This window comes from Rhodococcus sp. BP-261, assembly GCF_019835205.1.
Lineage (GTDB): Bacteria > Actinomycetota > Actinomycetes > Mycobacteriales > Mycobacteriaceae > Rhodococcoides > Rhodococcoides kyotonensis_B.
Genome location: NZ_JABUCO010000034.1, coordinates 13307 through 35656, shown reverse-complemented (window position 1 = coordinate 35656; position 22350 = coordinate 13307). Strand labels below are relative to the sequence as shown.

The window sequence follows — 22350 nt, the reverse complement described above, 5'->3', positions numbered from 1 at the left end:
GGCCCGCCGCCTACCATCGGCATGTGACCTTGTTGACCGAGCGGTACGTCGTCAGTCCCGGTCCGACGTCTCGGGCTGCCGATCTCTACCGCGACGTCGACCGCATGCGGGGTTGGATGGTCACACTGGTCATCACGGCCATCGCCGCCGTCACACGGTTCGCGATGCTGCGCTACCCGACCGATGCCGGCACTCCGGTGTTCGACGAGAAGCACTACGCGCCGCAAGGATGGCAGGTCCTCACCGGCGGCGGAATCGAGGACAACCCGGCGTACGGGCTCGTCGTGCACCCGCCCGTCGGCAAACAGTTGATCGCGGTCGGCGAGGCGATCTTCGGCTACAACGGCTGGGGGTGGCGCTTCTCGGCCGCGCTGCTCGGAACGTTGTTGGTGCTGATCGTGATTCGCACGGTGCGACGCTTGGCACGGTCGACTCTTGTAGGTGCGATCGCCGGAATCCTGTTGATCGTCGACGGAGTCACGTTCGTGTCGTCGCGCATCGGGATGCTCGACATCTTCCTGGCGTTCTTCGTCACCGCGGCGATGGGATGTCTCGTCGTGGACCGCGACGACGTACGCGCGCGCATGGCCAAGGCCCGGCTCGAAGGACGCATCGACGCAAGCGAATTCGGCCCCCGACTCGGCGTGCGGTGGTGGAGGTTCGGCGCGGGCATACTGCTCGGACTCGCATGTGGCACCAAGTGGTCCGGCGTGTACTTCATTGCCTTCTTCGGACTGCTGTGTGTCGCTTTCGATCTCGCGGCCCGACGCGCGAACGGTGTTCGACGCCCCTGGCTCGGCACTGCCGTGCGCGACATCGGTCCGGGCCTCTACGCACTCGTCGTGATCCCCGTATTCGTCTATTTGTGCACGTACGCAGGGTGGTTCGCGAGCGAGAACGGCGTCGATCGTCACGCCGTCGGAAATCAGATCGGGACGGACGGGCCTTTCTCGTTCGTGCCGGGCGCGCTGCGGTCACTGTGGTACTACAGCGGCAACGTGCTGGACTTCCACTCCGGTCTGACGAACTCGGCCGGCAATCACCACCCGTGGGAATCGAAGCCGTGGACGTGGCCGATGGGTCTGCGGCCCATGCTGTACTACTTCGCCGACGGCGACACCGTCCAGGGCTGCTCGGCGGGGTCGTGCGTCAAAGCCATCATGTTGATCGGTACCCCGGCCATGTGGTGGCTCGCCGTCCCGATGCTGCTCTGGTGCATGTGGATGGTGTTCGTGCGACGCGACTGGCGCTTCGCCGTCGTGCTCACCGGTTACGCCGCGGGTTTTCTGCCGTGGTTCCTGACGCTCGATCGTCAGATGTATTACTTCTACGCCGTCGCCCTCGCGCCGTTCATGGTGATGGGCTTCGCGCTGATACTCGGGCAGATCATCGGATCGGCGCGTGCCTCGGCCGAACGGAGAGGCACCGGACTGCTGTTGGTGTGCCTCTACGTCGGCCTCGTCATCGCGAACTTCATCTGGTTGTGGCCCATCCTGACGGCCATGCCCATCACGCCCGAGATGTGGCAGCGGCAGTTGTGGCTGCCCAGTTGGCGCTAGCGCGCCACGTGCGCGCGAATGTACAGCGGGCTGTACATTCGCGCGCACGGGTGCGAAGCGCCTGTGCCGCAAGCGTTATGCGCGAGCTTTCGAGAAGCTCGTCTTACCGCCGAAGACACCGTCGAGGCTGAAGCGTCCGGCACCGACAGCCGCGAGCAACAGCGAGCCGACGCCCAGCGCGACGACGAGTTCGTAGCCACCCTCGGACACGAAGACGCCGAGGTCGTAGTGCACGAACGCGAACGCACCGACCATGTCGAGGAACAGCAGGATGCCGACGATCGGGGTGAAGATGCCGAGCAGAAGCGCGATGCCGCCGATCAGCTCGACGAACGTCGCGAAGTAGGCGGACACGGCAGGTAGGGGTACGCCCATTCCTTCGAATCCGGCTTTGGTGGCGTCGAGACCGTTGGTGTTGAGCTTCTGCCAACCGTGGGCGATGAAGACGATGCCCAGGCCGATCCGGGCAACCAGGGTGGCGAAGTCGCGGAAGATGGTCGAGTTCATGAGAATTCCTTCGGGCACGGCAACGGGACCCGACCACCCTGGCACATCGTTGTTGAAGCGTCAACCTCGGCGCAGTGCTGCGTCGACGAATTCTCTGATGCGATCGTCGTCCATTCCCAGCGCGCGCAACTCCGCCACGTACGCGACGGCTGCGCGCGCCGCGTTGTCCTCGGTGGGATCACCACCCGACGCGATGAAGGTTCCGCGCCGACCGCGTGCTTCGATGACGCCCTGGGCTTCGAGTTCCTTGTACGCCTTCGCAACAGTGTGCGGTGCGATCTGCAATTCCTCGGCGAGACCGCGCACCGTCGGAATCTTGGTCTCCGCGATCAGTTCTCCGCTACGCACCTGGTCGAGAATCCCGGCGCGAAGTTGTTCGTACAGCGGGGTCTTCGACGCCGGGTCGATACGCACGTGCATACGGAGAACCTACGCCGGCTACACGCCCTTGACTGCGTCCTCGACCGGGGTGTCCCCCGACGTCAACATCACGGTCTTCCCGATCGTCGACGGCGTTTCGAGCACCAGGGCGATGACGTGCGCGACGTCGGCACGCGGCACGGTTCCGCGCTCCAGCGGTGGTTCCGACAGCGTGACGTGTCCCGTCGGGTCGTCGTCGGTCAATCCGCCCGGTCGAACGATGGTCCAGTCCAGCTTCGTTCGCGCTTTCAGGTCCTCTTCGGCCGCGGTCTTGGCCGCGATGTACGCCTTCCACGTGTCCTCGGCGTCGTCGGCGACGGGTTCGCCCGCGCCGAACGAGCTGACCTGGACGAACCGCTTCACGCCTGCCTTCTCGGCCGCGTCGGCCAGCAACACCGAGCCCGCCCGGTCCACGGTGTCCTTGCGTTCGACGCCTCCCGACGCTCCCGCGCCCGCAGCGAAGACGGCCGCGTCGGCGTCGTGCAAGAGTGCGGCGACGTCGTCGACCGATGCGTGTTCGAGATCGATGACCTCCGGCAACGCGCCCAGGGCCGCCACGGCGTTGCTGTGGTCGGGATTTCGGATCAACGCCACCGCCCGATCGCCCTGCGCAGTCAGCACTTCGGTCAACTGCTGAGCGATTTTTCCGTGTCCTCCGGCAATCACTACTCGTCGATCAGTCATTCCCGACGCCTACCCGCCGGGCCCCGTGGACAAACAGTGGCAAGATCCTCTGTCATGACCACCAGCGCGATCATCTACCACAACCCTCGCTGCAACACGTCCCGGACGGTGCTGAAGGCGATCCAGGAGGCGGGGATCGAGCCGACCGTCGTCAAGTACCTCGAGACTCCGCCGACGACGGACGGGCTCCGCACACTGCTCGACGACGCGGGTCTGACGCCGTCGCAGGCCATTCGCACGAAGGAAGCCGTCTACAAAGAGCTGGGTCTCGCCGACGCGTCGGACGACGAATTGATTGCCGCCATGGTCGATCACCCCATCCTCATCGAGCGTCCGATCGTGAAGACCGACAAGGGGACCGTGCTCGCACGACCGGCCGACAAGGTCCAGGACGTCTTGTGAGTGCGAATGTATAGCGGGCTACACATTCGCACTCACGGGCGGCGAAGCCGCACTGTCCCGCGCAATCGGGCACGACATACAGCGGGGCCCACCTCGACCGGACCCGAGTTCCGACCCGCTGATCGTCAACACCTCGATTCCCGACGCGGCCAGCCGGGCATTCGTCTCCACGTTCCGCTCGTAGGCGACGACGACGCCCGGCGCGAGCGCGAGGGTGTTGTTCCCGTCGTCCCACTGCTCGCGTTCGGCGGTGACGTGGTCGAGTCCGGTGTCGATGACGCGGAGCTTCTCGATGCCCATCGCGTCGGCGGCGGCGGCGAGGAACGGGTCGGCGCCGCGAATGCGGACGCCATGGCCTTCCTTTCGAATCGTGAACGCGGACAACGTGTCTCGAATAGCCGGGTACATGACGACGGCGTCGGTGTCGACCATCGTGCACACGGTGTCCAAGTGCATGGACGCACGCTCCTGCGCGATGGGCACCACCAGCACCGTGTGCGCCAGATCGTCCTCGAAGAGGCTGCGCGCCAACGCTTCCGCGCCCGCAGGCGTCGTCCGCTCGCCGACGCCGACGGCCACCACACCCGGCGCCAGCAGCAGCACGTCGCCGCCCTCGACCGGCGCGGTGCGCGACTCGTACGCCCGACGCACCCCGAGGAAGCGCGGATGGAACGCGTAGATCAGATCCGTCAGCGACGTCTCCCGCAACCGAGCGGGCAGCGCGAGCGACGTGATGGCCACCCGGTTGCGGATCCAGAACGACGAGTCCCGCGTGAACAACAGATTCGGCAGCGGATCGATGACGAAGTCGGCGCCGTGATGCATACGTCGCACCAACGAGGACCCGCCCACCTCGGGCACTCCGGTCTCGGCGGCAAGCAGTTCGTCGAACGTCATGCCGGCCATCAGGACCTTGGCCAGCTCGGGGGCAGGAACGCCGCGAAGGTGAACGCTGAGGTCCTGCGCAAGAGCCCGGCCCAGTTTGCGCTCGTCGACCGCGGCAGAGATTCCCTGCATGCGCGCGGCACCGCTCGCCGTCAGAGTCTCGGTGAGCAGGTCCGACAACAACAGCACCTCGACGCCTCGGCCCCGCAGGAGTTCCGCGAACGCGTCGTGCTCCTCCTGCGCCCGGTCGACCCACGGCACACCGTCGAACAGCAGTTGGTCGTTGTTGCGAGGGGTGAGGCGGCGCAACTCGTCGCCCGGTCGATGCAACATGACGGTGCGCAGCGTGCCGACCTCGGAATCGGCGCCCAGTCGATCAGTCATCGTTCAATGATGCGCCTTCGGCGCGCTGCGTACTCTCGTCACCATGCCGATGCCCGACTGGAACGTCCGCGAACTCACCCCGGGACAGCTTTCCGATCGCAGCGGAGTTGCCGTGTCGGCGCTGCATTTCTACGAGAAGCAAGGGTTGATCAGCAGCAGACGGACGTCGGGCAACCAGCGTCGCTACCCGCGTGAGACGCTCCGGCGTGTCGCGTTCATCCGCATCTCGCAGAAGGTCGGCATTCCGTTGGCCGAAATTCGCGACGCCCTCGCCGAGCTTCCGGAGGAGCGCACGCCGACGAAGCGAGATTGGGCCCGGCTGTCGGGCCGCTGGCACGACGACCTCGAACATCGCATCGCGCAACTGATTCGGCTGCGCGACGACCTGACCGGCTGCATCGGCTGTGGCTGCCTCTCGCTGACCAGCTGCACTCTCGCGAATCCGCAGGACGAGTTGGCGCAATCCGGACCGGGCGCACGTCGACTCGATGTGGATCTATAGCAGTTTGCTGAACTGATCGTTCGCCTTCTGCAGCACGAACTCGTACGGCGGCGCGAACTTCCGAGCCCACCAGTATCCGAACCTGATGTCGTTCGACGAGTACACGAGATAACGGTTCTTGTAGATGCCCTTCAGAATGGCCTCGGCCACCTTGTCCGGTGTGACAGCACGCTTTTCGAAGCGGTGCTGCAACTTCTTCACCCGCGGATCGTCGCGGTCCACGCCCGCGATCTCGACGGTGTCGACGAGCCCGGTCTTCACTCCACCCGGCACGACGAGGCTGACGCCGATGCCGTGCCGCTTCATGTCGTACCGCAACACTTCCGACGCACCGCGCAGACCGTATTTGCTCGCACTGTAGGCCGCGTGCCACGGCAACGGAATGAGTCCGGCCGCCGACGACACGTTGACCAGATGCCCACCGCGTCCGGCGTGGATCATCGGTGGCAGGAAGTTCTCCATCACGTGGATCGGGCCCATGAGGTTGACGTCGACCATGGACTTCCACTGCCGATGCTCGAGATTTTCGACAGTCCCCCACGCCGACACTCCCGCGATGTTCATGACGACATCGAGGCTGCCTGCCGCGTCGTGCACCTCGGTCGCGAACGCGGTGACGGCGTCGTAGTCGGAGACGTCGAACGCCTGCGACATCGCTGCGGCGTTGCCGACGGCCGCGACCGTGTCCTTCAGCGACGCCTCGTTGATATCGGTCAGATACAGCTCGGCGCCCTCGTTCGCGGCGGCAAGCGCGGTGGCACGGCCGATCCCACTGCCCGCCCCGGTGATGAACGTCTTCTTTCCGCGTAGATTCGTGATGGTCATCGGGTGCTGGTCCCCCCACATTCGAAGATCGATTCCCTACTGCACGATACGCGGCAGTCACGCGGCACCACCGGAGGTTTCATGGCAATCGTCTCGAAGGGGTTCCACGGCAAGCGCCGCGGCAACGACGGCCGTACCCCACCCGGTCCGCATCTGACGACGGATTTCCCTGTGTTGTCGGTCGGTCCGACGCCGCGGGTCACGACGGACCGTTGGGAATTCGCGATCGTCACCGAGCGTGGCGAGACGCATCGGTGGAACTGGCAGCAGATGCGCGCGCTGCCGAACGAGAAGCCGGTGGTGGACATCCATTGTGTGACGACGTGGTCCAAGCTCGACACTCGTTGGCGCGGTGTGTCGCTCGATACGTTGTTTGATGGAATCGACACTGCAGCAACGCATGTCATGGCAAGCAGCTACGACGGTTACACCACCAACCTCCCGTTGACCGAATTACGCGGTGGCAGAGCATGGCTCGCGTTCGAGTACGACGGCGCGCCGCTGCGGCCCGAACATGGCGGTCCTGCACGACTTCTCGTGCCACACCTGTACTTCTGGAAGTCCGCCAAGTGGGTGAGCACGCTGACGCTGATGGTGCGCGACGAGCCCGGGTTCTGGGAACGCAACGGCTATCACGACTACGGCGATCCGTGGCAGGAGCAGCGGTATCAGGGAGACTGAACGCGTGAACTGGCTCGTCGCTACCCTGACCGACAGAACGACCGAAACGCCCACCTCGACAACACTGACGTTCGATGTCGACGGGTGGCCCGGCCATCGGCCCGGCCAGCACGTGGATGTCCGCCTCACCGCCGAGGACGGCTACAGCGCGCAGCGCAGCTACTCGATGGCAACACCCGCCGACGGCAGTACCGTCGTGCTCACCGTTCAGACCGTCGACGACGGCGAGGTCTCGCCGTACCTCGCCGACGTGCTGGAGGTCGGCGCACAGGTCGAACTGAAGGGGCCGATCGGAGGCTGGTTCGTCTGGGACGAGGCCGACGACGCACCGGTGCTGTTGATCGCAGGCGGGTCCGGCATCGTGCCGTTGATGGCGATGATCAGAGCGCGTCGCCGGAGCGGTTCCACCGCACCGTTCCGACTGATCTACTCGGTTCGCTCACCCGCGGAGGTGATGTACGCGTCGGAACTCGCATCGATGCAGGCGGGAGTGGAGGTAGCCATCCGCTACACGCGCGAGGATCCGAACGGCCATCCGGGACGGCTCACTCCCGACGCGATCGCATCGGGCGGCTGGTCACCGGACATCGCCCCGCGGTGTTTCGTCTGCGGCCCGACAGGGTTCGTCGAGATGGTCGCCGACGTCCTCGTCACGCAGGGACATATGCCGTTCAGGGTCAAGACCGAGCGTTTCGGCCCGGTCGGAATCGCACGCTAGAGCCGCCTGCTCATCTCTTCTCGATACTCGGCGACAGTCCGTTCGATGCTGTCCGCATCCTGGTCGGCGCCGCGCTTACGGGCGTCGTCGGCACGGCTCTGAAGTGTGCCGATTGCCTTGCGGAGTTCGGCGTCGGACATCCTGTGATTCACTGCTGTGTGCTCCATGTCACACAGTGTCCGCCCGACGCCGACTCCCCGCAAGGAGGGTGAGAACTAGGCGTCGACGGGCGACGTCGCCATCTCGGCGGGCACGAAGCTGGACAGGCTGCGAGCCGCGAATTCCCGGAAGTATCCGAGCTTGTTCGGCGGAACGAGCGACGGCAGCACGGTGTGCCAGACCTTCTCCATGCGCGACGGAGCCGTCTCGAGCGTCGACTGAGCCTCGGACACCATCAGCACGCCGGCGAGCATCTCGCAGACGAGCAGTGCAGCATTGGAGGAGTCGAGGTGATCGGCGACGTCACCGTGTTCGATGGCACGGTCGAAGAGGTGCTCGAAGATGTTCCCCCACGTTCCGAACACGCTGCCCCGCGCGGTCTCGGACCCGTCGATCTCCATCTGCAAGCGGTACATGACGCGCACGAGGGGGTCGGAGGCGGCCAGTTCCAGCACCGAGTACGAGATGCCGATGACCGATTCGAGAGCAGGCGAGCGGCTGTCGACCAGGCCCGCGCATGCCGTCGAGACACGCTCGTGTCCCTCGTCGACGATCGCCTTGGCCAGTTCTTCCTTGGACGCGAAATGGAAATACAGCGCACCCTTGGTGACACCGGACTGCGCGGACACCTGACTCAATGTCGCATTTGCATGACCTACTTCGAGAAAGAGATCGGCTGCCGCGCGCAGCGCTGCCGCACGTGTCGCTTCTGCCCTCAATTGCCTAACCATGTAGCTTCACCCCTGCTCAGTTGCCTGTTTGACACCGACGCCGACCAGCTGTGATCAGTGGTGGCCTGGGCGAATCCGTGGGCTCGAACTTCGCCGCACCTACCGTCTGTCCGGTTGCGCGAGATAATACTAACTGCAACGAACCACTCTTCGTGATCCAGAAGTGACATTCGGTCGGCATAATCGCCGCTTCACATAACGATCGAAATAAAAAGTTCCACTTCGCCGGAATTTGTAACGACCTCGATGTCCTCTTTGTACGCGCGGAATATCGCACCCGATTCCGTCGCTTCCTCGGCCTGCGCCCACACGTCCTGGATCGGGTCGCGCAGGGTGCCACTCGGAGAGAAGACGGCGTACACGCCGCTCGGGACCTCGACGAAGACGTCACCGATGGGCACGTCGCCGGGAGACAGATGCTTGACCGCCACGACCGCGTTGTAGACGCCGTGTGCGTCGGGCACGAAAACGGTGCTGACCACGATGTCGTCGGCCGAACGCTCGCGGATGCGCTCACGGAGGAATCGGATCAACTCGCTGTTGCTCACCTCGGCGCCGGGGGTGATGCGTGGCGCGACCAGGCCGCCGAACAACTCCGCGGACCGCGCGGTCACTCGGTGCGTCACGCTTTGAATCCTGTCTGCTCGATCGACAGGTACAGATCGATCTTGTACGCGTGCGGGTAGTACTCGTAGTCCGCGGTGAAGGTACGGGTGATCTCGCCCTCCTCCTCTGCGTGATCGATCTGCTTCCACAATCGCGTCATGATGTCGGGGAAGTGGCCGACCGACGAGAACTTTGCGTACTTGGCACGCGGAACCTTGGCGACGAGATGCCCACGCGTCACCTGGCTCAGCGCAGAACATCGATAGCCGACGATCTGCGTGTTGTACGAACCGATTCCGGGCGCGAAGTCCGTGTAGATCGACGCCAGCGGTCCCGGGATCTCCTGGTTCAACACCGACGACCACGCCGCATCCAAATTCGGATCGTTGAGTCTTCCCAGAGCCCGCTTGGGGCTACGAACCGGAAGACCGGCGACCCACGTTTCCTCGAGGTCGACAATCTCGAAAGCCATTCACACTCCACGTAGCGGCCAGTTGCGTACTTCTCACGAATGCTACCGGGATGCTCACCCCGTCGTTCCCATCACCCGCGCGATGTCACCGTGGTCTACTTGGCCAGCGACTTTTTCGTGTGCATCAGGCATCCGAGGAGAACGACGATGGGTCAGACGGCGAAGCTTCTCTCCCGGTGGCCGGTCTTCACCGTCGTCGCACTCGCGGTCGCGGCCCTGCTGCTCGGCGCATTCGGCGGCACCTACCAAGGCAAGCTCGGCGAGGTACAGAAGAACGACAACGCGTCGTACCTTCCGGGGTCGGCCGAATCCACCGTCGTCGCGAATGAGTCGACGGCATTCCTGTCGGTTCAATCCATCCCCGGATTCGTCCTGTTCGATCGTGATTCCGGACTGACCGACGACGACAAGCGCGCGATCGAGGACGCGCGTCGGCAGATCTCGGGCATCGACGGGGTCGACGGCAAGGGCATGACGCCTCCCCAGTACTCCGCGGACGGACAGACCGCCGCGCTCTACGTGCCGCTGGTGGCCAAGGCCGACGGCGTCGACGTCAGCGGCGACGCCCTGGCCGCCACCGAGGAAACCGTCGTCGACACTGCCCGCGGGGCCGTCCCCGACGGCGTCGACGTCCTTCCGGCCGGCCCCGGTGGCCTGCTCGTGGCGTTCATCGACGCGTTCGCCGGGCTCGACGGCGCCCTGCTCGGTGCGGCTCTCCTGGTCGTTGTGCTGATCCTGCTGGTGGTCTATCGCTCGCCCGTGCTCTGGGTCTTTCCGATCCTGTCGGCTGTGCTCGCGGTCGGGTTGGCGTCGGTGATCATCTACTACTTGGCCAAGCACGACGTCCTGACGCTGACGGGCCAGAGCCAGGGCATTCTCTTCGTCCTCGTGATCGGCGCGGGGACCGACTACGCGCTGCTGCTGATCGCGCGGTATCGAGAAGAACTACACGCGTATCCGAGCAGGTTCGACGCGATGGCCAGGGCGTGGAAGGAGTCGGCGCCCGCGATTCTCGCGTCGGCGGGAACGGTGATCATCGGCCTGCTGTGCCTGATGTTCTCCGAGTTGAACTCCAACAAGAGCCTCGGACCCGTCGCGGCGATCGGCATCGCGTGCACCGTCCTGGTGATGATGACGTTCCTGCCGGTCGCGCTGTCCCTGTGCGGCCGTTGGGTGTTCTGGCCCCGCCGCCCCGACGTCGACGACAGGACCGATCTCGCGACGCACGGGCTGTGGGGACGCGTCGCCGCCGCGGTCGAACGCAGACACCGGCCGGCATGGATCGGCGCGACGGTTCTGCTTCTACTGTGCCTCGTGGGCATCACCAGCCTCGACACCGACGGCCTGACGACGACCGAGAACTTCACGAACGAGCCGGAGGCCGTCGTCGGTCAGCAGTTGTACACCTCGAAGTTCGACCCAGGCACCGGCGCACCCGCAGTGATCGTCACCTCTCAGGATTCGGCCGACGACGTCATCCGTGCCGCAGAACGAACACAGGGCGTAGCACAGGAACCCGGATCCGTCTGTGTGCAAGTCGATTTCGCGAAGCTGGCCGATCTGATCGCGACGGTCGGTCCGGCGGCACTGGCCGGCCAGACGGGGTGTCCGCCCCCGTCTCTGCAGGTACAACCGGTCGACGGACGAATTCTGATCAACGCGACGCTCGCCGACGCGCCCGATTCCCCCGCGGCCTTGGACACCGTCGAACGACTGCGGGCGAATCTCCACGGGATCGACGAGACTCTCGTGGGCGGCAATTCGGCTGCGACGGTCGACGTGCAGGCGGCGTCGGTGCACGACCGCAATCTGATCATTCCCATCGTGCTCGTCGTCATCTTCGTCGTGCTGTCGATCCTGTTGCGCGCGTTGCTGATTCCGCTGATTCTCATCGCGACCGTCGTGCTGTCGTTCGCGGCGACTCTCGGCGTCAGCGGTTGGATGTTCTCGCACGTGTTCCACTTCGCGGGCGCGGACCAGTCGTTCCCGTTGTTCGCGTTCGTCTTTCTCGTCGCACTCGGCATCGACTACAACATTTTCCTGATGACGCGTGTGCGCGAGGAGACCCTCGGGCACGGCACGCGGCCCGGCATCCTTCGCGGACTCGCAGTGACGGGTGGCGTGATCACGTCTGCGGGCGTCGTCCTGGCGGCGACGTTCGCCGTGCTCGGGGTACTTCCGCTGGTCTTCCTGGCCGAGATCGGGTTCGCAGTAGCGTTCGGCGTTCTGCTGGACACCATCGTCGTGCGCAGCATTCTGGTGCCTGCGCTGTCCTACGACATCGGCCGGGCGATCTGGTGGCCGTCGGCGTTGGCTCGTCGCGAGTCGCCCTAGCGCTGGGACACACCACCAGAAGTTCTTTTGGGCATAGTGCTATCTCCCAATCGTCAAGAATTCACCCGAAAACCTCTGACGCAGTCTTCTTCGGTCCGGTATCAATACCTGTGGTTGAGCAGCACTGTCGGGCACAACCGGTTTGCACACTCCCTCCACCGAAACAAGGGGTTTTCCGAAATGGATCTCGCAACCTTCATCTCCAGCATTCTGTCCACCGGAAGCACCACGGGAAGCTCCGCTTCCGACATTCCTCTGATCGAGCTCCTCGGCGCCCTCGGATCGGGATCCGCTTCCTGATCCTGCACACCGAACGAAACAAGGCCCGGTCGACAGTGTCGACCGGGCCTTGTTCTGTGTGGTGGAGCTGAGGGGAATCGAACCCCTGACCTTCTCGATGCGAACGAGACGCGCTACCAACTGCGCCACAGCCCCTCGCGGTCGGTGAACCGCGCTGCGCAACAGTACCAAAGCACTGCTCGATCCACGAAACCCGGGGTCGCCTTCGTCGACGTAGCGACGGCACTCCTACCGGAATCACGCCCCCGATGCGCGGCGAATGTCGTCGTGCACCGGAGCGGACTGCTGGAACGGCTCCTCGTAGTGATCGAGGTGGTCGAATTGCGGGTCCTCGTCATCGATTTCGAGCACGACGGCGCCCGGCCGACGCAGACGCTGCGGCACGAGCCTGAGTTCCTCGTCGGTGCGGGACTCGACGCCGAGGCGCGACCGGCCCATTCGGTTCATGCGCCGTCGGCGAATCTCTTGTTCGATCTGCACCTGGCGACGGAGGTAGTACATGTAGCCGGCGAGGGCGACGATTGTCAGTCCGCACACCCACCACAGCGTCGAGGAGATGATGACGGCCAGGGCCCCCGACGCGATGATCGCGAAAACCAGTCCGAGAACGGCACGTTGGCGGAACGAGTATCTGGCGGCCCGGGCGATCGCGTCGGCTTCGGGGTCGAATCCACCGCGTCCGCGACGGTTCGGAACGTAGGCACGCTCTTCCACGTCGTCCCGATCGGTGTCCTCGGCGTCTGCGTGAGTGTCCATCGGGTCCTCCGCGTCGATTCTCGGTACGGTGCGTCCGAAGACGACGCTCGCGGGCGCTGACACTCGCTCGTCGTACTCGGGTCGCCAATCTGGGTCGCTCGCATGCCCTACTGCGGGACCGCGGGCGGGCTTCTTGCTGCCGCCGCGATGCAGAACCCGTGTGGCGAGCGCCGCGTCGGACGTCTGCATGATGCGCGGCCGCTTGCTCATCATCATCGGGAGCAGCACGAACAGCCAGATGGCGACCAGACCGATCCAGATGATCGAGTTGGGCATTCCGGCGTTCCTTCCTGTTCGTCGGCTGCTACAACGGTGACCTGATCAGGCTAGGCGGCTACACCGGCGGAACCGGGTAGACGCGCCGACCCGAACTACACTCACGTCACTTTAGTCACATCAGTCTCGAGTCTGCAGGGTCCCAGTGGGCGTCGTGTCCCACTCGGGCGCCGCAGACGTGGAATTCCTGACGACGCGGCCGCTGGTGGGACGTCAGGCCCAGGCAGCTCTGCCCGTGCGCACCAAGCGATCCGCGACGGTGGCCTGAACCTCGTCGACGGTCAGCGCGACGAGAAGGTGGTCCCGCCACCGGCCGTCGACGTCGAGGTACCTGCGCAGCAGTCCTTCCTCGCGAAAGCCCACGTTGCGCAGTACGGCTTGGCTGGCCAGGTTCTCGGGACGCACCGTTGCTTCGACGCGGTGCAGTCCGACGGCACCGAAGCAATGGTCGAGCCCGAGCGCCAAAGCTGCTGTCGCAACGCCGCGCCCGTTGACTTCCTTGGCGACCCAGTACCCGATCCACGCCGAACGTAACGCGCCGCGCACGATGTTGCCGACGGTGATCTGTCCGCAGAACTCGCCGTCGATTTCAATGGCCATCGGGATCATGTGTCCCTTACGTGCTTCGGACTTCAGCCCGGAACACAGTGCGGGCCACGACGAAATGTGGTGGCGCGCTTCCCACGAACCCTCGCCGGTCGGTTCCCACGGCTCGAGGTGTTCGCGGTCGCCGAGCCGCAGGCGACTCCAGGCGGCCGCGTCGCGCAGACGTACGGGACGCACGGTGACGACGCCCGCAGCAACGGTGAGGGGTCCAAGTTTCGCGGGCCAACCAGGGTGGCTCGACCACGTGCGCGGCATCAGTCGATATTAGGCGCTCCGCGCACGTGCGTAGAAATACACAGCCCTCTATGTATTTTCATGCACGTGCGACGCAGTCGCCTACCCCCGCTGCGCCAGGAAGGACACGTCCACTTCCTCGCCCGTACGCACTTCGGTGACGTCCGGGTCGATGACGACGAGACAGTTCGCTTCGGCGAGCGTCGCGAGCAGGTGCGACGACGCCCCGGGCGCCCCGCCGAGTGCTTGGACGAGATATTCGCCGGTGGCCTCGTCGCGCATGAGCTGTCCGCGGAGGAAGCCCTTGCGGTCCTCGATCGACGTGATGGGCGCGACGGTTCGCGCAGTGACGATGCGGCGCATTGGCTGTCGACGTCCGAGCGCGATTCGGATCAGTGGACGCACCATCACCTCGAACACGACGAGCGCGCTGACGGGGTTCGCGGGCAACAGAAACGTCGGCACTTCGTCGCGACCCAGTTGGCCGAAGCCCTGCACGGATCCGGGATGCATCGCGACGCGCTCGACTTCGAGATCGCCGAGGTCCGAGAGTGCTTCTCGGACACCGTCGGACGCGCCTCCGCCGACAGCGCCTGCGATGACGACGATCTCGGACCGGATCAACTGACCTTCGACGACCTCGCGCAGCCGCTTCGGATCGGTACTGACGATGCCGACGCGGTTGACGTCGGCACCGGCGTCACGGGCTGCTGCGGCGAGTGCATAGGAATTGACGTCGTAGACCTGGCCCGCGCCGGGCGTGCGATCGATGTCGACGAGCTCGCCGCCCACCGAGATGACCGACAGCCTCGGCCTCGGGTGCACGAGCACCTTGTCCCGGCCGACGGCGGCGAGCAGACCCACCTGCGCCGCACCGATGATGGTTCCCGACCGCACTGCGACGTCGCCGGGCTGAACGTCGTCACCGACCTTGCGGACGTAGTCGCCCGATCGCACCGGCCGGAACACCTTGACGCGCGCATGGCCGCCGTCGGTCCGATCGAGCGGCAGAACCGCGTCGGCGAGCGTGGGCAGCGGGGCGCCGGTGTCGACGCGCACTGCCTGACGCGGCTGCAACCGAATCGGTTGCCGCGAACCCGCGGTGACCTCGCCGACGACGGGCAACGTCAGGTCGATGCGCTCGTCGTCCTCGTTGCGCAGATCGGTGCCTGCTGCCGAGACATCGACGCTGCGGACCGCGTAACCATCGATTGCAGCCTGATCGAACCCGGGCAACGGCCGCTCGGTGACCACTTCTTCCGCACAGAGGAGACCTTGCGCTTCGGAGATCGCCACCCGAACCGGTCGTGGAGCTACCGCCGCAGCGGTCACCCGGGTCTGCTGATCCTCAACCGAGCGCAATGTGGCCCTTCCTCTATCCGGTCATACGTCGGGCCTACTCGTAGCTGGTGAGCTGCGGCGCCCAATCGTCGCTCAGACGCTCGGTCAGCCACTCACGCAACGCAGGCCCGTAATCGTCACGTTCGAGAGCAAAGTCAACCGCAGCACGAAGATATCCCCCGGGATTTCCGAGGTCGTGTCGGGATCCTCGATGCACGACGACATGAACCGGGTGGCCCTCGGAGATCAGCAGCGCGATGGCGTCGGTCAGCTGCAGCTCGCCGCCCGCGCCGGGCTCGATGCGTCGCAACGCGTCGAAGATGGCTCGATCGAGCAGGTAGCGACCCGCTGCGGCGAACAGCGACGGCGCTTCCTCGCGCTTCGGCTTCTCGACCATGCCGGTGACCTTGAGCACGTTGGGGTTGACGGCGTCCGGAACCGTCTCGACGGAGAAGACACCGTACGACGACACGTTCTCCTCGGGAACCTCGAACGCGCACAGCACAGTTCCGCCGCGCTTGGCCCGCACTCGCGACATGACGTCGAGGACGCCGCGTGGGAGAACCAGGTCGTCGGGAAGCAGAACGGCGACGGCATCCTCGTCGTCGTCGAGGACTTCCTCGGCGCAGGCGACGGCGTGACCGAGTCCGAGGGGCTCGTTCTGCACGACGGATTGGACGTCGAGCAACGCGGGTGCGACGCGTACCTTCTCGAGCATCTTGAGCTTGCCGCTGGCCTCGAGCTTGGTTTCGAGAACGAGGTCTTCGACGAAGTGCGCGACGACGCCGTCCTTGCCCGGCGAGGTGACGATCACGAGGCGTCCGGCACCGGAGTCGGCGGCTTCACCGGCGACGAGTTCGATTCCCGGTGTGTCGACGACCGGCAGCAATTCTTTCGGAACCGTTTTCGTTGCAGGCAGAAAGCGAGTTCCCATTCCTGCTGCAGGAACGATCGCCGTCCGAAAATGGCGTGCTGCTGCTGTCGCGGCTTCTGTCATGCTGCCCACCCTATCCATGGTCCCTGCGGATCTGCTCCGCATGTTCTGACGCTTCCCTGCTTGCCTAAACTCGAATCCATGTCTCTGGAGACCCCGTGACGCCGATTTCGAAACAGGAATGGCGCAGCCGAATACTGGCCTCTCGCCGCACTGTCGAAGCCGACGTTCGCGTCGCAGAATCATTGAAACTTTGTCATGCCGCAGCCGATTCGGCGCGACGAACCACCGCGGTGGCGGCCTACGTGCCGGTCGGCAGCGAGCCCGGTTCACTCGATCTGCTCGACGCGTTACGCCGAGAATCGAATGAGGTTCTGGTGCCGGTCGCACGTGAACCAGGGCCGCTTCACTGGGCAGAGTACACAGGCCGAGACAGCCTCCGATCCGCTCGGTACGGATTGCTCGAACCGACCGGAGAAATACTGGACCCAGGGTCGGTGAGCAGGTGCGATGTCGTGTTCGTGCCCGCTCTCGCGGTGGATCTTCGGGGCGTTCGCTTGGGCCGCGGCGCGGGGTTCTACGACAGGACGCTCGACCTCGTCGGACCGGGCGTTCCGATCGTGGCGGTAGTCCGAGACGGGGAGTTGGTCGACGAATTGCCGGAGGAACCGCACGATCGTCGCGCGACGCACGCGCTCACGCCGTCGCGCGGACTCGTGACGTTGAGCAAGGAATAGCCGACCGAATCGCTGTGTTGGCAGTCTTGACTGTAGAGTGCTAATGCTCTTGCAGTTTTCAGCAGTTTTTCGGCACACCATGGTCTCGACCGAGTAAGGCGACGTCTCCTTGGTGACCAGTGGACCAGCGCGGAGGAACATCGATGCCCACCTATTCGTACGCCTGCACCGAGTGCGACAACCGATTCGACATCGTGCAGTCGTTCAGCGACGACTCGCTGACCGTCTGCCCGCAGTGCAGCGGCAAGCTGCGCAAGCTCTTCAACTCGGTCGGCATCGTGTTCAAGGGCAGCGGCTTCTACCGGACCGACAGCCGCGGCGGATCGAGCACGGCCAGCGAGAGTGCAGGCGAGTCCAAGAGCGACAAGTCGAGCACCAAGACCGAGTCGACGACGTCCACCAGCACTTCCTCGACATCGAGCACGTCGTCGAGTTCGTCCTCGTCGACGACGTCCACAGCTGCTGCCAGCTCGTAGATCTTCGCTTTATCCACAGGCCCCGGCTATCCACAGCCGGGGCCTGTGGCGGCTCTCGGGGGTCCGCTCCCCGGCTAGCGTGACGCCATGCCTCAGCGATCATCGCGACTCGACGCCACTCTGCTCGATCGGCTTCTGCTCCGACCTGGCTGGACTCGGACTGCGACGGCTCGTCGCATCGTTGCGGGAGTACTCGCGCTCGTCGCGGTGGTCCTGTTCGTGAAAGACGCGTCCGCGAGTGATCGGGCGGCCGTCGTCGTCGCCGCTCGCGATCTCGCGCCGGGTGAGCCGCTGACCGAAGCCGACGTCCGTATCGCCGAATTCGACCCGAGTTCGACGCCGTCCGGCGCTCTCACCGACATCGCCGACGCGACGGATCACACCGTCGCAGGTCCCATTCGTGCCGGCGAACCCCTCACCGACGTCCGACTGCTTGGTTCCCGGCTCGCCGGGGCCGCGCTGGGCACAGCCGACGCCAGGATCGTTCCGATCCGACTCACCGACGCAGGCGTGACGGATCTGCTGCGTGAGGGCGACACCGTCGACGTCCTGACCGTCGCCAGCACCGAGGATCAGGCAGCACGGATTCTGGCGACGCGATCGGTCGTCGTACTCGTGTCGCCGAAGGACGCGCGGGAACGCGGCAGCGACCGCGTCGTGCTGATCGCGATGCGTCCCGACGACGCGACGACCGTGGCCGCCGCGTCGTTGGTCAGCTCACTGACCGTGACACTGCACTGATCAGCCGATGCTGAAGGGCTGTCCCCACAGCGTGACGGTCGACGTCACGGTCGGCGTCTCGATGGTGACGTCGACGTACGACCGGGCTTCGGCGAACCCGGCACAGCCTGCGACGCTCAGCGTCTCGTCGGCGTAGGTGAATCCGCCGCCGTTGCCGTCGAACGAGAAGGAATTGTCGACCTGGGTGGCGACGTCGACGCCGTCGATCGTGGCCGTGGTCTCGTCGCCGACCAGTTTGACGTCGTTCAGCTGACCGGGAGCGAGGTCGAGGTAGACGCCTGCACCGATGTTGTAGGTGTTCGGCTGGGTGCGGTCGATGCTGAGCGACAACGGGTTTCCGGGATCCATCTCCACGGTGTTGCCCTGTCCGAACGATGCGCCGGCGCCGCCGCCGATGCCTGCACCGAAGTCGACCTGGCATCCGACAAGGAATCCCGGCTCGATCTTTCCGCCGGTCGCGTTGGACGTCTCGACCGTGTAGTTACCCGTGACCCAGACGTTGCGCTGTGTCGGGGTCGCGCTCATCGACGGCGAGATGAGTCCGCTCTGGCCGAAGCCCTTGACCGTGACGGTCGTGCCGTCGATCAGGGTCTTGCTGATCTCGTTGTCCGGCAGCGGTACGAACGTGTCGGCGCTGGCCGCACCCGCGGACCAGAAACCGATCGCGACGGCACCCACCGCACCGACGGCTGCCATACGAACAGCCGCAGTCTTGTTGTTCTTCAACGTCTTTCCATCCCGTCGTGAGGTTCGTGCGAAGTCTGGGGAGCGCATCGATCAGCCGATGCTGAACGGCTGGCCGTACAGCGTGCCCTTGTAGCGGTAGTTTCCGGTCAGCTCGAGCGTGGTGTACGCACGAGCCTGTGCGTATCCGCCGCAGTTCTGCACGGAGATGCCGACGTCCTGGTACTGGATGGCCGTCGTGGGGCCGGTGACGTCCTTCGACGCGATCTCGACGGCTGCGACCTCACGGTCCTGCAGCGGGATGTTGAACTCCGCGCCGCCTTCGATGGTGTTCTCGGTCCAGCCGGCGCCGCCGATGAGGAACGGGATCGGGAACAGCGTGACGATGTTGGTGTTGCCGCCTTCGATGCCCGCGCCCGCTTCGAGGCCGAGTTCGAGGTCGGTCATGTCGAGCTGGCAGCCGACGAGGTAGCCGGTCTTCAGCGTGCCCGTCGAGCCTGCGGGGACCTCGGCGAGAGCGGTGCCCGTTGCCCATGCGTTGCGGTTCAGACCGTTGAACGCGATCTGCGGGGCGACCTTGGCGGACTCGTCGAACCGGGCGATCTTGTACGGACCCGCGACCTTTTCACCACCCGGCAGCGGGACGAAGGTTTCGGCATTGGCCGCACCCGGCGACATCAATCCGACGGCTACTGCCGCTGCCGCACCGATCGAGGCCAGGCGGCCGAACCTGCGCAGCGCCGACGAACGAGACTTTCCCATGGTTCCCCTTAAAAGCACGACTCCGACTACCTCGAACCGAGAAACGAGGCACATTCTCCCGGGGAAGGATACGGGACGAATGCCTCACAGTCATTGACAAGAGTCCATTAATTTTGCTGTATCCGGGAAATACATACATTTCCAAGCAACCGCACGTGGGCTAGCCTCGTGGGGAGCGTCAACATCTCGTCCGCACCATCGACATCCGGGAGGGTTCATGCTCAAGGGGTTCAAAGATTTTCTGCTTCGCGGAAACGTCGTCGACCTCGCCGTCGCAGTGGTCGTCGGTGCAGCGTTCACGGCCATCGTCACCGCGTTCACCAACAACATCGTCAACCCGCTCGTGGCGGCGATCGGCGGGTCGAACGAGTACGGCTGGGGCTTCCAGATCACCTCCAGCCCAGAGACTTTCATCAATGTCGGCGCTGTCGTGACCGCGGCGATCAACTTCATCATCATCGCCGCCGTCGTCTACTTCGTCCTCATCCTTCCGGTCAACACCGCGAAGAAGCGCTTCGTCAGCCAGCCCGAGAAGGAACTGAGTGACGTCGACGTCCTCGTCCAGATCCGGGACATCCTGGCCGGCGGAACCGACGTCGGACGGAAACTGTCGACGCCCGCCGACGACACCGGCGGCAGCGGCGAGGCAATCGGCGACACCGACGGTTCGGCACCCAGCGGTCAGCACGCGAAGCCATAACTTTCGACGGAATCCAAAAAGCCCGCTTTCCCGTATTCCCCGGGAAAGCGGGCTTTTCGTTCGAAATTCTTTGCTGCGGGGTTCAGTCGTCCTCTTCGATGCCACATCGGACGCCTAGAAGGATGGTGAACTCGCCTTCGAACTCGTTCTCGAAGTCCGGCGGCCGCGTCGTAGGCGACTGACTCAATACCGTGCATTCATCACCCCCACCGATACGCGTGCTGACCACACCTTGATAGTCGGCCACCGCCAGCGTTCCGATGGCGTCATCCAACTCCATCCCCACCACGTACGGAGGTGGGCCGGTGGGCACAGCCTGAGCCACCCCACTCACCCCCAGCGCCAGCAACGCTGCCGCCCCCATCGCAAAGACACCCTTGTTCCACATCGCAGCCCCCTTGTCCGACGGACTGCGTGCGCGGCCCGGAACACGAATTCGTGCAATCTCGATTCACTCTCGCGCAGATCGAGTCCGTGCACAAAGGGCGAAAGACCCGTTTCCGCACTTGAAACGGAAACGGGTCTGGTCGAGCACAGCGCCGAGGCGTCTGTTAGTTGAGCCGCCACGGCGCGCCGTACGACACCACGCTGCTGCCGCTCGCCGACGTCACCTTCACGTACGGGCGAATGGTGACATTGCCGAACACACCGGTCGCAGTGCCATGAATTCCTGCGAACTGATGTTCCGACAATTCACCCGCAACATCTGCGCTGCCAACTTCGACTTCCTGGGTACCCGGTCCTGGGGAGAGATTCAGCTCGGAGACAGCCCTGGGGGTTTCAGCTTTGAACTCCGAATCCGTCGTTGTCGTCGTCTTGGAACCACCGGTCTTTTCATCGATTTCGGTACTGCGATAACTGGAGACAGACGCAGTTGGACTGTTGAACGACACCCTGACCGAACCGCCGATACTCATTGGGTAAGCGAATTGGTAGCCCACACTCACTGTGCCGACGAAGTCCGCCGCGTTTGCACCGTCCGCAGCAACGGCGATGCGGCCGTTGTGAAACCATTCGCGCGTCAACGGGTTTCCGTCGAGGGGAACGACGCCGTTGATGTAAGTGTCGGATTGCGTGACCGTGACCGCGGTCCCGCTTCCGTCGACGAACGAGTCGACACGGTCCTCGTCCGCGTGCGCTGTGCCCCCAGCCAGGATGACTACACCAGACGCTACTACCGCGCCGACCAGCAGGCGACGACCAACCCAAGAACTCATCGTTCGAGTACCCCTTCACTTCCGACGCCAAAGCGTTCGGAGACAAGTCATCTCACGCCGAGCAACGAGATGCTGACTATTTACCTTCGGTTAAAGGCAAGGCAAACATAACCTAACCTCAGGAGGTGTTGGGGTGTCAGGATTGTGATCCGAAGCACTCGATCAGTTGAACTTCTGCAGCGGGAACTCAGCGAGTGTTATTGGGTTGCCATCGCTTTCACACGCCGAGGCGACAGCAGCCGAGTTGTCGACGAACGCCTGACCCGAAGCACTATCAGCCTCGGTCAGCTCCAGCGAGTCAACGGGCATGCCGGATGCAACGTCCTTGATAACCGCCTGAACGTCGCCCTCCGCCTGGTCACCGAGAAGCTCGAACTTCGCGATGGCTGCGTTTTTGTCCGCAGTCCACTTCTCGACGTCACCACCGACGGGGCCAGCCTCGGAGAGCTCAGCGATGTCATTGTATGCAGCCTCGAATTGAGTACACGCGTCAGCGTTTGCACCCGAACCCGAGTCACCGCCCGAGTCGCTGCCGCAACCCGCGAGGACGAGCAGAGCAGAGACGGCAACTACCGAAGTCAGTGTGAGACGCATGAAATTTCAGCCATTTCCCGCACGCTCGACGCTTGCTGACGTCGGCATGCGCTTTCGAGAGAACAAGGAAGGACACACAAATCGGGCCCGCCCGGAGGATTCCGGACGGGCCCGAGTGTAGTC

The 22350-nt window shown here is 64.5% G+C and carries 28 protein-coding genes and 1 tRNA gene; 10 read left to right on the top strand and 19 right to left on the bottom strand.

Annotated features, from left to right (window positions below):
* The first annotated feature begins 23 nt into the window (after positions 1 to 23).
* Positions 24 to 1559, top strand: a complete 1536-nt coding sequence (locus HQ354_RS23830; protein ID WP_068423939.1) for a dolichyl-phosphate-mannose--protein mannosyltransferase — start codon at positions 24 to 26, stop codon at positions 1557 to 1559.
* Positions 1560 to 1634: 75 nt separating this feature from the next.
* Here the strand turns inward: HQ354_RS23830 and HQ354_RS23825 are convergent, their stop codons facing one another.
* Genes HQ354_RS23825 through HQ354_RS23815 form a run of 3 tightly spaced genes read right to left on the bottom strand, consistent with a single transcriptional unit; the run spans position 1635 to position 3170 of the window.
* Complete coding sequence (locus HQ354_RS23825) at positions 1635 to 2066, bottom strand: DoxX family protein (RefSeq protein ID WP_114330302.1); 432 nt, start codon at positions 2064 to 2066, stop codon at positions 1635 to 1637.
* Between the two features lie 60 nt (positions 2067 to 2126).
* Positions 2127 to 2486 (bottom strand): GntR family transcriptional regulator, encoded by a 360-nt coding sequence (locus HQ354_RS23820; protein ID WP_222634629.1) that lies wholly within the window; start codon positions 2484 to 2486, stop codon positions 2127 to 2129.
* Between the two features lie 18 nt (positions 2487 to 2504).
* Positions 2505 to 3170: an NAD(P)H-binding protein gene (locus HQ354_RS23815; RefSeq protein ID WP_167677039.1), complete on the bottom strand. Its 666-nt coding sequence runs from the start codon at positions 3168 to 3170 to the stop codon at positions 2505 to 2507.
* Positions 3171 to 3224: 54 nt separating this feature from the next.
* Here HQ354_RS23815 and arsC point away from each other — a divergent pair, with 54 nt between their 5' ends.
* Positions 3225 to 3572: an arsenate reductase (glutaredoxin) gene (gene arsC / locus HQ354_RS23810; RefSeq protein WP_222634630.1), complete on the top strand. Its 348-nt coding sequence runs from the start codon at positions 3225 to 3227 to the stop codon at positions 3570 to 3572.
* 18 nt (positions 3573 to 3590) lie between these two features.
* On the opposite strand, the gene arcA is transcribed toward arsC, so the two are convergent.
* Complete coding sequence (gene arcA, locus HQ354_RS23805; protein ID WP_222634631.1) at positions 3591 to 4841, bottom strand: arginine deiminase; 1251 nt, start codon at positions 4839 to 4841, stop codon at positions 3591 to 3593.
* 43 nt (positions 4842 to 4884) lie between these two features.
* Between arcA and soxR the strand changes: the two genes are divergently transcribed.
* Positions 4885 to 5343 carry a redox-sensitive transcriptional activator SoxR gene (soxR, locus tag HQ354_RS23800; RefSeq protein ID WP_222634632.1) on the top strand — a complete coding sequence of 153 codons (459 nt, stop codon included), beginning with the start codon at positions 4885 to 4887 and terminating at the stop codon, positions 5341 to 5343.
* Here the strand turns inward: soxR and HQ354_RS23795 are convergent.
* Positions 5338 to 6168: an SDR family oxidoreductase gene (locus HQ354_RS23795; RefSeq protein ID WP_068423927.1), complete on the bottom strand. Its 831-nt coding sequence runs from the start codon at positions 6166 to 6168 to the stop codon at positions 5338 to 5340. The two genes, soxR and HQ354_RS23795, sit on opposite strands and share 6 nt — an antisense overlap.
* Positions 6169 to 6249: 81 nt before the next feature.
* Between HQ354_RS23795 and HQ354_RS23790 the strand changes: the two genes are divergently transcribed.
* Together HQ354_RS23790 and HQ354_RS23785 are read left to right on the top strand one after the other, a co-directional pair.
* Positions 6250 to 6849 (top strand): molybdopterin-dependent oxidoreductase, encoded by a 600-nt coding sequence (locus tag HQ354_RS23790; protein ID WP_222634633.1) that lies wholly within the window; start codon positions 6250 to 6252, stop codon positions 6847 to 6849.
* Between the two features lie 4 nt (positions 6850 to 6853).
* Entirely contained in the window at positions 6854 to 7567 is a 714-nt protein-coding gene (locus HQ354_RS23785; protein WP_222634634.1) for a ferredoxin reductase, read from the top strand.
* Here the strand turns inward: HQ354_RS23785 and HQ354_RS23780 are convergent.
* The 4 genes from HQ354_RS23780 to HQ354_RS23765 form a co-directional block, all read right to left on the bottom strand.
* Positions 7564 to 7734, bottom strand: coding sequence for a hypothetical protein (locus HQ354_RS23780; RefSeq protein ID WP_165839545.1), 171 nt, complete (start codon positions 7732 to 7734; stop codon positions 7564 to 7566). The genes HQ354_RS23785 and HQ354_RS23780 overlap by 4 nt on opposite strands.
* A gap of 48 nt (positions 7735 to 7782) precedes the next feature.
* Positions 7783 to 8445 carry a ScbR family autoregulator-binding transcription factor gene (locus tag HQ354_RS23775; protein WP_240931434.1) on the bottom strand — a complete coding sequence of 221 codons (663 nt, stop codon included), beginning with the start codon at positions 8443 to 8445 and terminating at the stop codon, positions 7783 to 7785.
* A 203-nt stretch (positions 8446 to 8648) separates the two neighbouring features.
* Positions 8649 to 9083, bottom strand: coding sequence for an effector binding domain-containing protein (locus HQ354_RS23770; protein ID WP_068423920.1), 435 nt, complete (start codon positions 9081 to 9083; stop codon positions 8649 to 8651).
* The gene (locus HQ354_RS23765; protein WP_114330169.1) at positions 9080 to 9535 is read right to left on the bottom strand and encodes an effector binding domain-containing protein; all 456 of its coding nucleotides are present in this window, start codon (positions 9533 to 9535) and stop codon (positions 9080 to 9082) included. The genes HQ354_RS23770 and HQ354_RS23765 overlap by 4 nt, the downstream gene beginning before the upstream one ends.
* Before the next feature lie 147 nt (positions 9536 to 9682).
* Here HQ354_RS23765 and HQ354_RS23760 point away from each other — a divergent pair, with 147 nt between their 5' ends.
* Positions 9683 to 11869: an MMPL family transporter gene (locus HQ354_RS23760; protein ID WP_167678939.1), complete on the top strand. Its 2187-nt coding sequence runs from the start codon at positions 9683 to 9685 to the stop codon at positions 11867 to 11869.
* A 359-nt stretch (positions 11870 to 12228) separates the two neighbouring features.
* Here the strand turns inward: HQ354_RS23760 and HQ354_RS23755 are convergent.
* From HQ354_RS23755 to HQ354_RS23735, 5 genes are all read right to left on the bottom strand, one after another.
* Positions 12229 to 12304, bottom strand: a tRNA-Ala gene (locus HQ354_RS23755).
* Positions 12305 to 12406: 102 nt separating this feature from the next.
* On the bottom strand, positions 12407 to 13201 hold the full coding sequence (glpR, locus tag HQ354_RS23750; RefSeq protein WP_222634635.1) for a gephyrin-like molybdotransferase receptor GlpR: 795 nt from the start codon (positions 13199 to 13201) through the stop codon (positions 12407 to 12409).
* Between the two features lie 213 nt (positions 13202 to 13414).
* Positions 13415 to 14062 carry a GNAT family N-acetyltransferase gene (locus tag HQ354_RS23745; protein WP_222634636.1) on the bottom strand — a complete coding sequence of 216 codons (648 nt, stop codon included), beginning with the start codon at positions 14060 to 14062 and terminating at the stop codon, positions 13415 to 13417.
* A gap of 81 nt (positions 14063 to 14143) precedes the next feature.
* Entirely contained in the window at positions 14144 to 15403 is a 1260-nt protein-coding gene (glp, locus tag HQ354_RS23740) for a gephyrin-like molybdotransferase Glp (protein ID WP_068423910.1), read from the bottom strand.
* A gap of 34 nt (positions 15404 to 15437) precedes the next feature.
* Positions 15438 to 16379, bottom strand: coding sequence for a UTP--glucose-1-phosphate uridylyltransferase (locus tag HQ354_RS23735; protein ID WP_068424029.1), 942 nt, complete (start codon positions 16377 to 16379; stop codon positions 15438 to 15440).
* Positions 16380 to 16483: 104 nt separating this feature from the next.
* Here HQ354_RS23735 and HQ354_RS23730 point away from each other — a divergent pair, with 104 nt between their 5' ends.
* The 3 genes from HQ354_RS23730 to HQ354_RS23720 all read left to right on the top strand — a co-directional run bounded on the left by HQ354_RS23730 (position 16484) and on the right by HQ354_RS23720 (position 18270).
* Positions 16484 to 17053 carry a 5-formyltetrahydrofolate cyclo-ligase gene (locus tag HQ354_RS23730; protein ID WP_167678973.1) on the top strand — a complete coding sequence of 190 codons (570 nt, stop codon included), beginning with the start codon at positions 16484 to 16486 and terminating at the stop codon, positions 17051 to 17053.
* Positions 17054 to 17196: 143 nt separating this feature from the next.
* Positions 17197 to 17529, top strand: coding sequence for an FmdB family zinc ribbon protein (locus tag HQ354_RS23725; RefSeq protein ID WP_084423665.1), 333 nt, complete (start codon positions 17197 to 17199; stop codon positions 17527 to 17529).
* Positions 17530 to 17616: 87 nt separating this feature from the next.
* Entirely contained in the window at positions 17617 to 18270 is a 654-nt protein-coding gene (locus tag HQ354_RS23720; protein ID WP_222634638.1) for an SAF domain-containing protein, read from the top strand.
* On the opposite strand, the gene HQ354_RS23715 is transcribed toward HQ354_RS23720, so the two are convergent.
* On the bottom strand, positions 18271 to 18996 hold the full coding sequence (locus HQ354_RS23715) for an MspA family porin (RefSeq protein ID WP_084423658.1): 726 nt from the start codon (positions 18994 to 18996) through the stop codon (positions 18271 to 18273).
* Positions 18997 to 19047: 51 nt separating this feature from the next.
* Positions 19048 to 19716: an MspA family porin gene (locus HQ354_RS23710; protein WP_068423904.1), complete on the bottom strand. Its 669-nt coding sequence runs from the start codon at positions 19714 to 19716 to the stop codon at positions 19048 to 19050.
* A 217-nt stretch (positions 19717 to 19933) separates the two neighbouring features.
* Here HQ354_RS23710 and mscL point away from each other — a divergent pair, with 217 nt between their 5' ends.
* Positions 19934 to 20416, top strand: a complete 483-nt coding sequence (mscL, locus tag HQ354_RS23705) for a large conductance mechanosensitive channel protein MscL (protein WP_068423902.1) — start codon at positions 19934 to 19936, stop codon at positions 20414 to 20416.
* A gap of 82 nt (positions 20417 to 20498) precedes the next feature.
* Here mscL and HQ354_RS23700 read toward each other — a convergent pair whose 3' ends face one another.
* The 3 genes from HQ354_RS23700 to HQ354_RS23690 all read right to left on the bottom strand — a co-directional run bounded on the left by HQ354_RS23700 (position 20499) and on the right by HQ354_RS23690 (position 22227).
* Positions 20499 to 20804: a hypothetical protein gene (locus HQ354_RS23700; protein WP_167678945.1), complete on the bottom strand. Its 306-nt coding sequence runs from the start codon at positions 20802 to 20804 to the stop codon at positions 20499 to 20501.
* Positions 20805 to 20967: 163 nt separating this feature from the next.
* Positions 20968 to 21633, bottom strand: coding sequence for an MspA family porin (locus tag HQ354_RS23695; RefSeq protein ID WP_222634639.1), 666 nt, complete (start codon positions 21631 to 21633; stop codon positions 20968 to 20970).
* A 162-nt stretch (positions 21634 to 21795) separates the two neighbouring features.
* The gene (locus tag HQ354_RS23690) at positions 21796 to 22227 is read right to left on the bottom strand and encodes a hypothetical protein (RefSeq protein WP_222634640.1); all 432 of its coding nucleotides are present in this window, start codon (positions 22225 to 22227) and stop codon (positions 21796 to 21798) included.
* Positions 22228 to 22350: the final 123 nt, after the last annotated feature.

What these genes read in the sequence shown, in the direction of transcription:
- HQ354_RS23825 (WP_114330302.1), bottom strand. Translation starts at nt 2,066, where the DNA reads ATGAACTCGACCATCTTCCGCGACTTCGCCACCCTGGTTGCCCGGATC.
- HQ354_RS23820 (WP_222634629.1), bottom strand. Translation starts at nt 2,486, where the DNA reads ATGCACGTGCGTATCGACCCGGCGTCGAAGACCCCGCTGTACGAACAA.
- HQ354_RS23815 (WP_167677039.1), bottom strand. Translation starts at nt 3,170, where the DNA reads ATGACTGATCGACGAGTAGTGATTGCCGGAGGACACGGAAAAATCGCT.
- arsC (WP_222634630.1), top strand. Translation starts at nt 3,225, where the DNA reads ATGACCACCAGCGCGATCATCTACCACAACCCTCGCTGCAACACGTCC.
- arcA (WP_222634631.1), bottom strand. Translation starts at nt 4,841, where the DNA reads ATGACTGATCGACTGGGCGCCGATTCCGAGGTCGGCACGCTGCGCACC.
- soxR (WP_222634632.1), top strand. Translation starts at nt 4,885, where the DNA reads ATGCCGATGCCCGACTGGAACGTCCGCGAACTCACCCCGGGACAGCTT.
- HQ354_RS23795 (WP_068423927.1), bottom strand. Translation starts at nt 6,168, where the DNA reads ATGACCATCACGAATCTACGCGGAAAGAAGACGTTCATCACCGGGGCG.
- HQ354_RS23790 (WP_222634633.1), top strand. Translation starts at nt 6,250, where the DNA reads ATGGCAATCGTCTCGAAGGGGTTCCACGGCAAGCGCCGCGGCAACGAC.
- HQ354_RS23780 (WP_165839545.1), bottom strand. Translation starts at nt 7,734, where the DNA reads ATGGAGCACACAGCAGTGAATCACAGGATGTCCGACGCCGAACTCCGC.
- HQ354_RS23765 (WP_114330169.1), bottom strand. Translation starts at nt 9,535, where the DNA reads ATGGCTTTCGAGATTGTCGACCTCGAGGAAACGTGGGTCGCCGGTCTT.
- HQ354_RS23760 (WP_167678939.1), top strand. Translation starts at nt 9,683, where the DNA reads ATGGGTCAGACGGCGAAGCTTCTCTCCCGGTGGCCGGTCTTCACCGTC.
- glpR (WP_222634635.1), bottom strand. Translation starts at nt 13,201, where the DNA reads ATGCCCAACTCGATCATCTGGATCGGTCTGGTCGCCATCTGGCTGTTC.
- HQ354_RS23745 (WP_222634636.1), bottom strand. Translation starts at nt 14,062, where the DNA reads ATGCCGCGCACGTGGTCGAGCCACCCTGGTTGGCCCGCGAAACTTGGA.
- HQ354_RS23735 (WP_068424029.1), bottom strand. Translation starts at nt 16,379, where the DNA reads ATGACAGAAGCCGCGACAGCAGCAGCACGCCATTTTCGGACGGCGATC.
- HQ354_RS23725 (WP_084423665.1), top strand. Translation starts at nt 17,197, where the DNA reads ATGCCCACCTATTCGTACGCCTGCACCGAGTGCGACAACCGATTCGAC.
- HQ354_RS23720 (WP_222634638.1), top strand. Translation starts at nt 17,617, where the DNA reads ATGCCTCAGCGATCATCGCGACTCGACGCCACTCTGCTCGATCGGCTT.
- HQ354_RS23710 (WP_068423904.1), bottom strand. Translation starts at nt 19,716, where the DNA reads ATGGGAAAGTCTCGTTCGTCGGCGCTGCGCAGGTTCGGCCGCCTGGCC.
- mscL (WP_068423902.1), top strand. Translation starts at nt 19,934, where the DNA reads ATGCTCAAGGGGTTCAAAGATTTTCTGCTTCGCGGAAACGTCGTCGAC.
- HQ354_RS23700 (WP_167678945.1), bottom strand. Translation starts at nt 20,804, where the DNA reads ATGTGGAACAAGGGTGTCTTTGCGATGGGGGCGGCAGCGTTGCTGGCG.
- HQ354_RS23695 (WP_222634639.1), bottom strand. Translation starts at nt 21,633, where the DNA reads ATGAGTTCTTGGGTTGGTCGTCGCCTGCTGGTCGGCGCGGTAGTAGCG.
- HQ354_RS23690 (WP_222634640.1), bottom strand. Translation starts at nt 22,227, where the DNA reads ATGCGTCTCACACTGACTTCGGTAGTTGCCGTCTCTGCTCTGCTCGTC.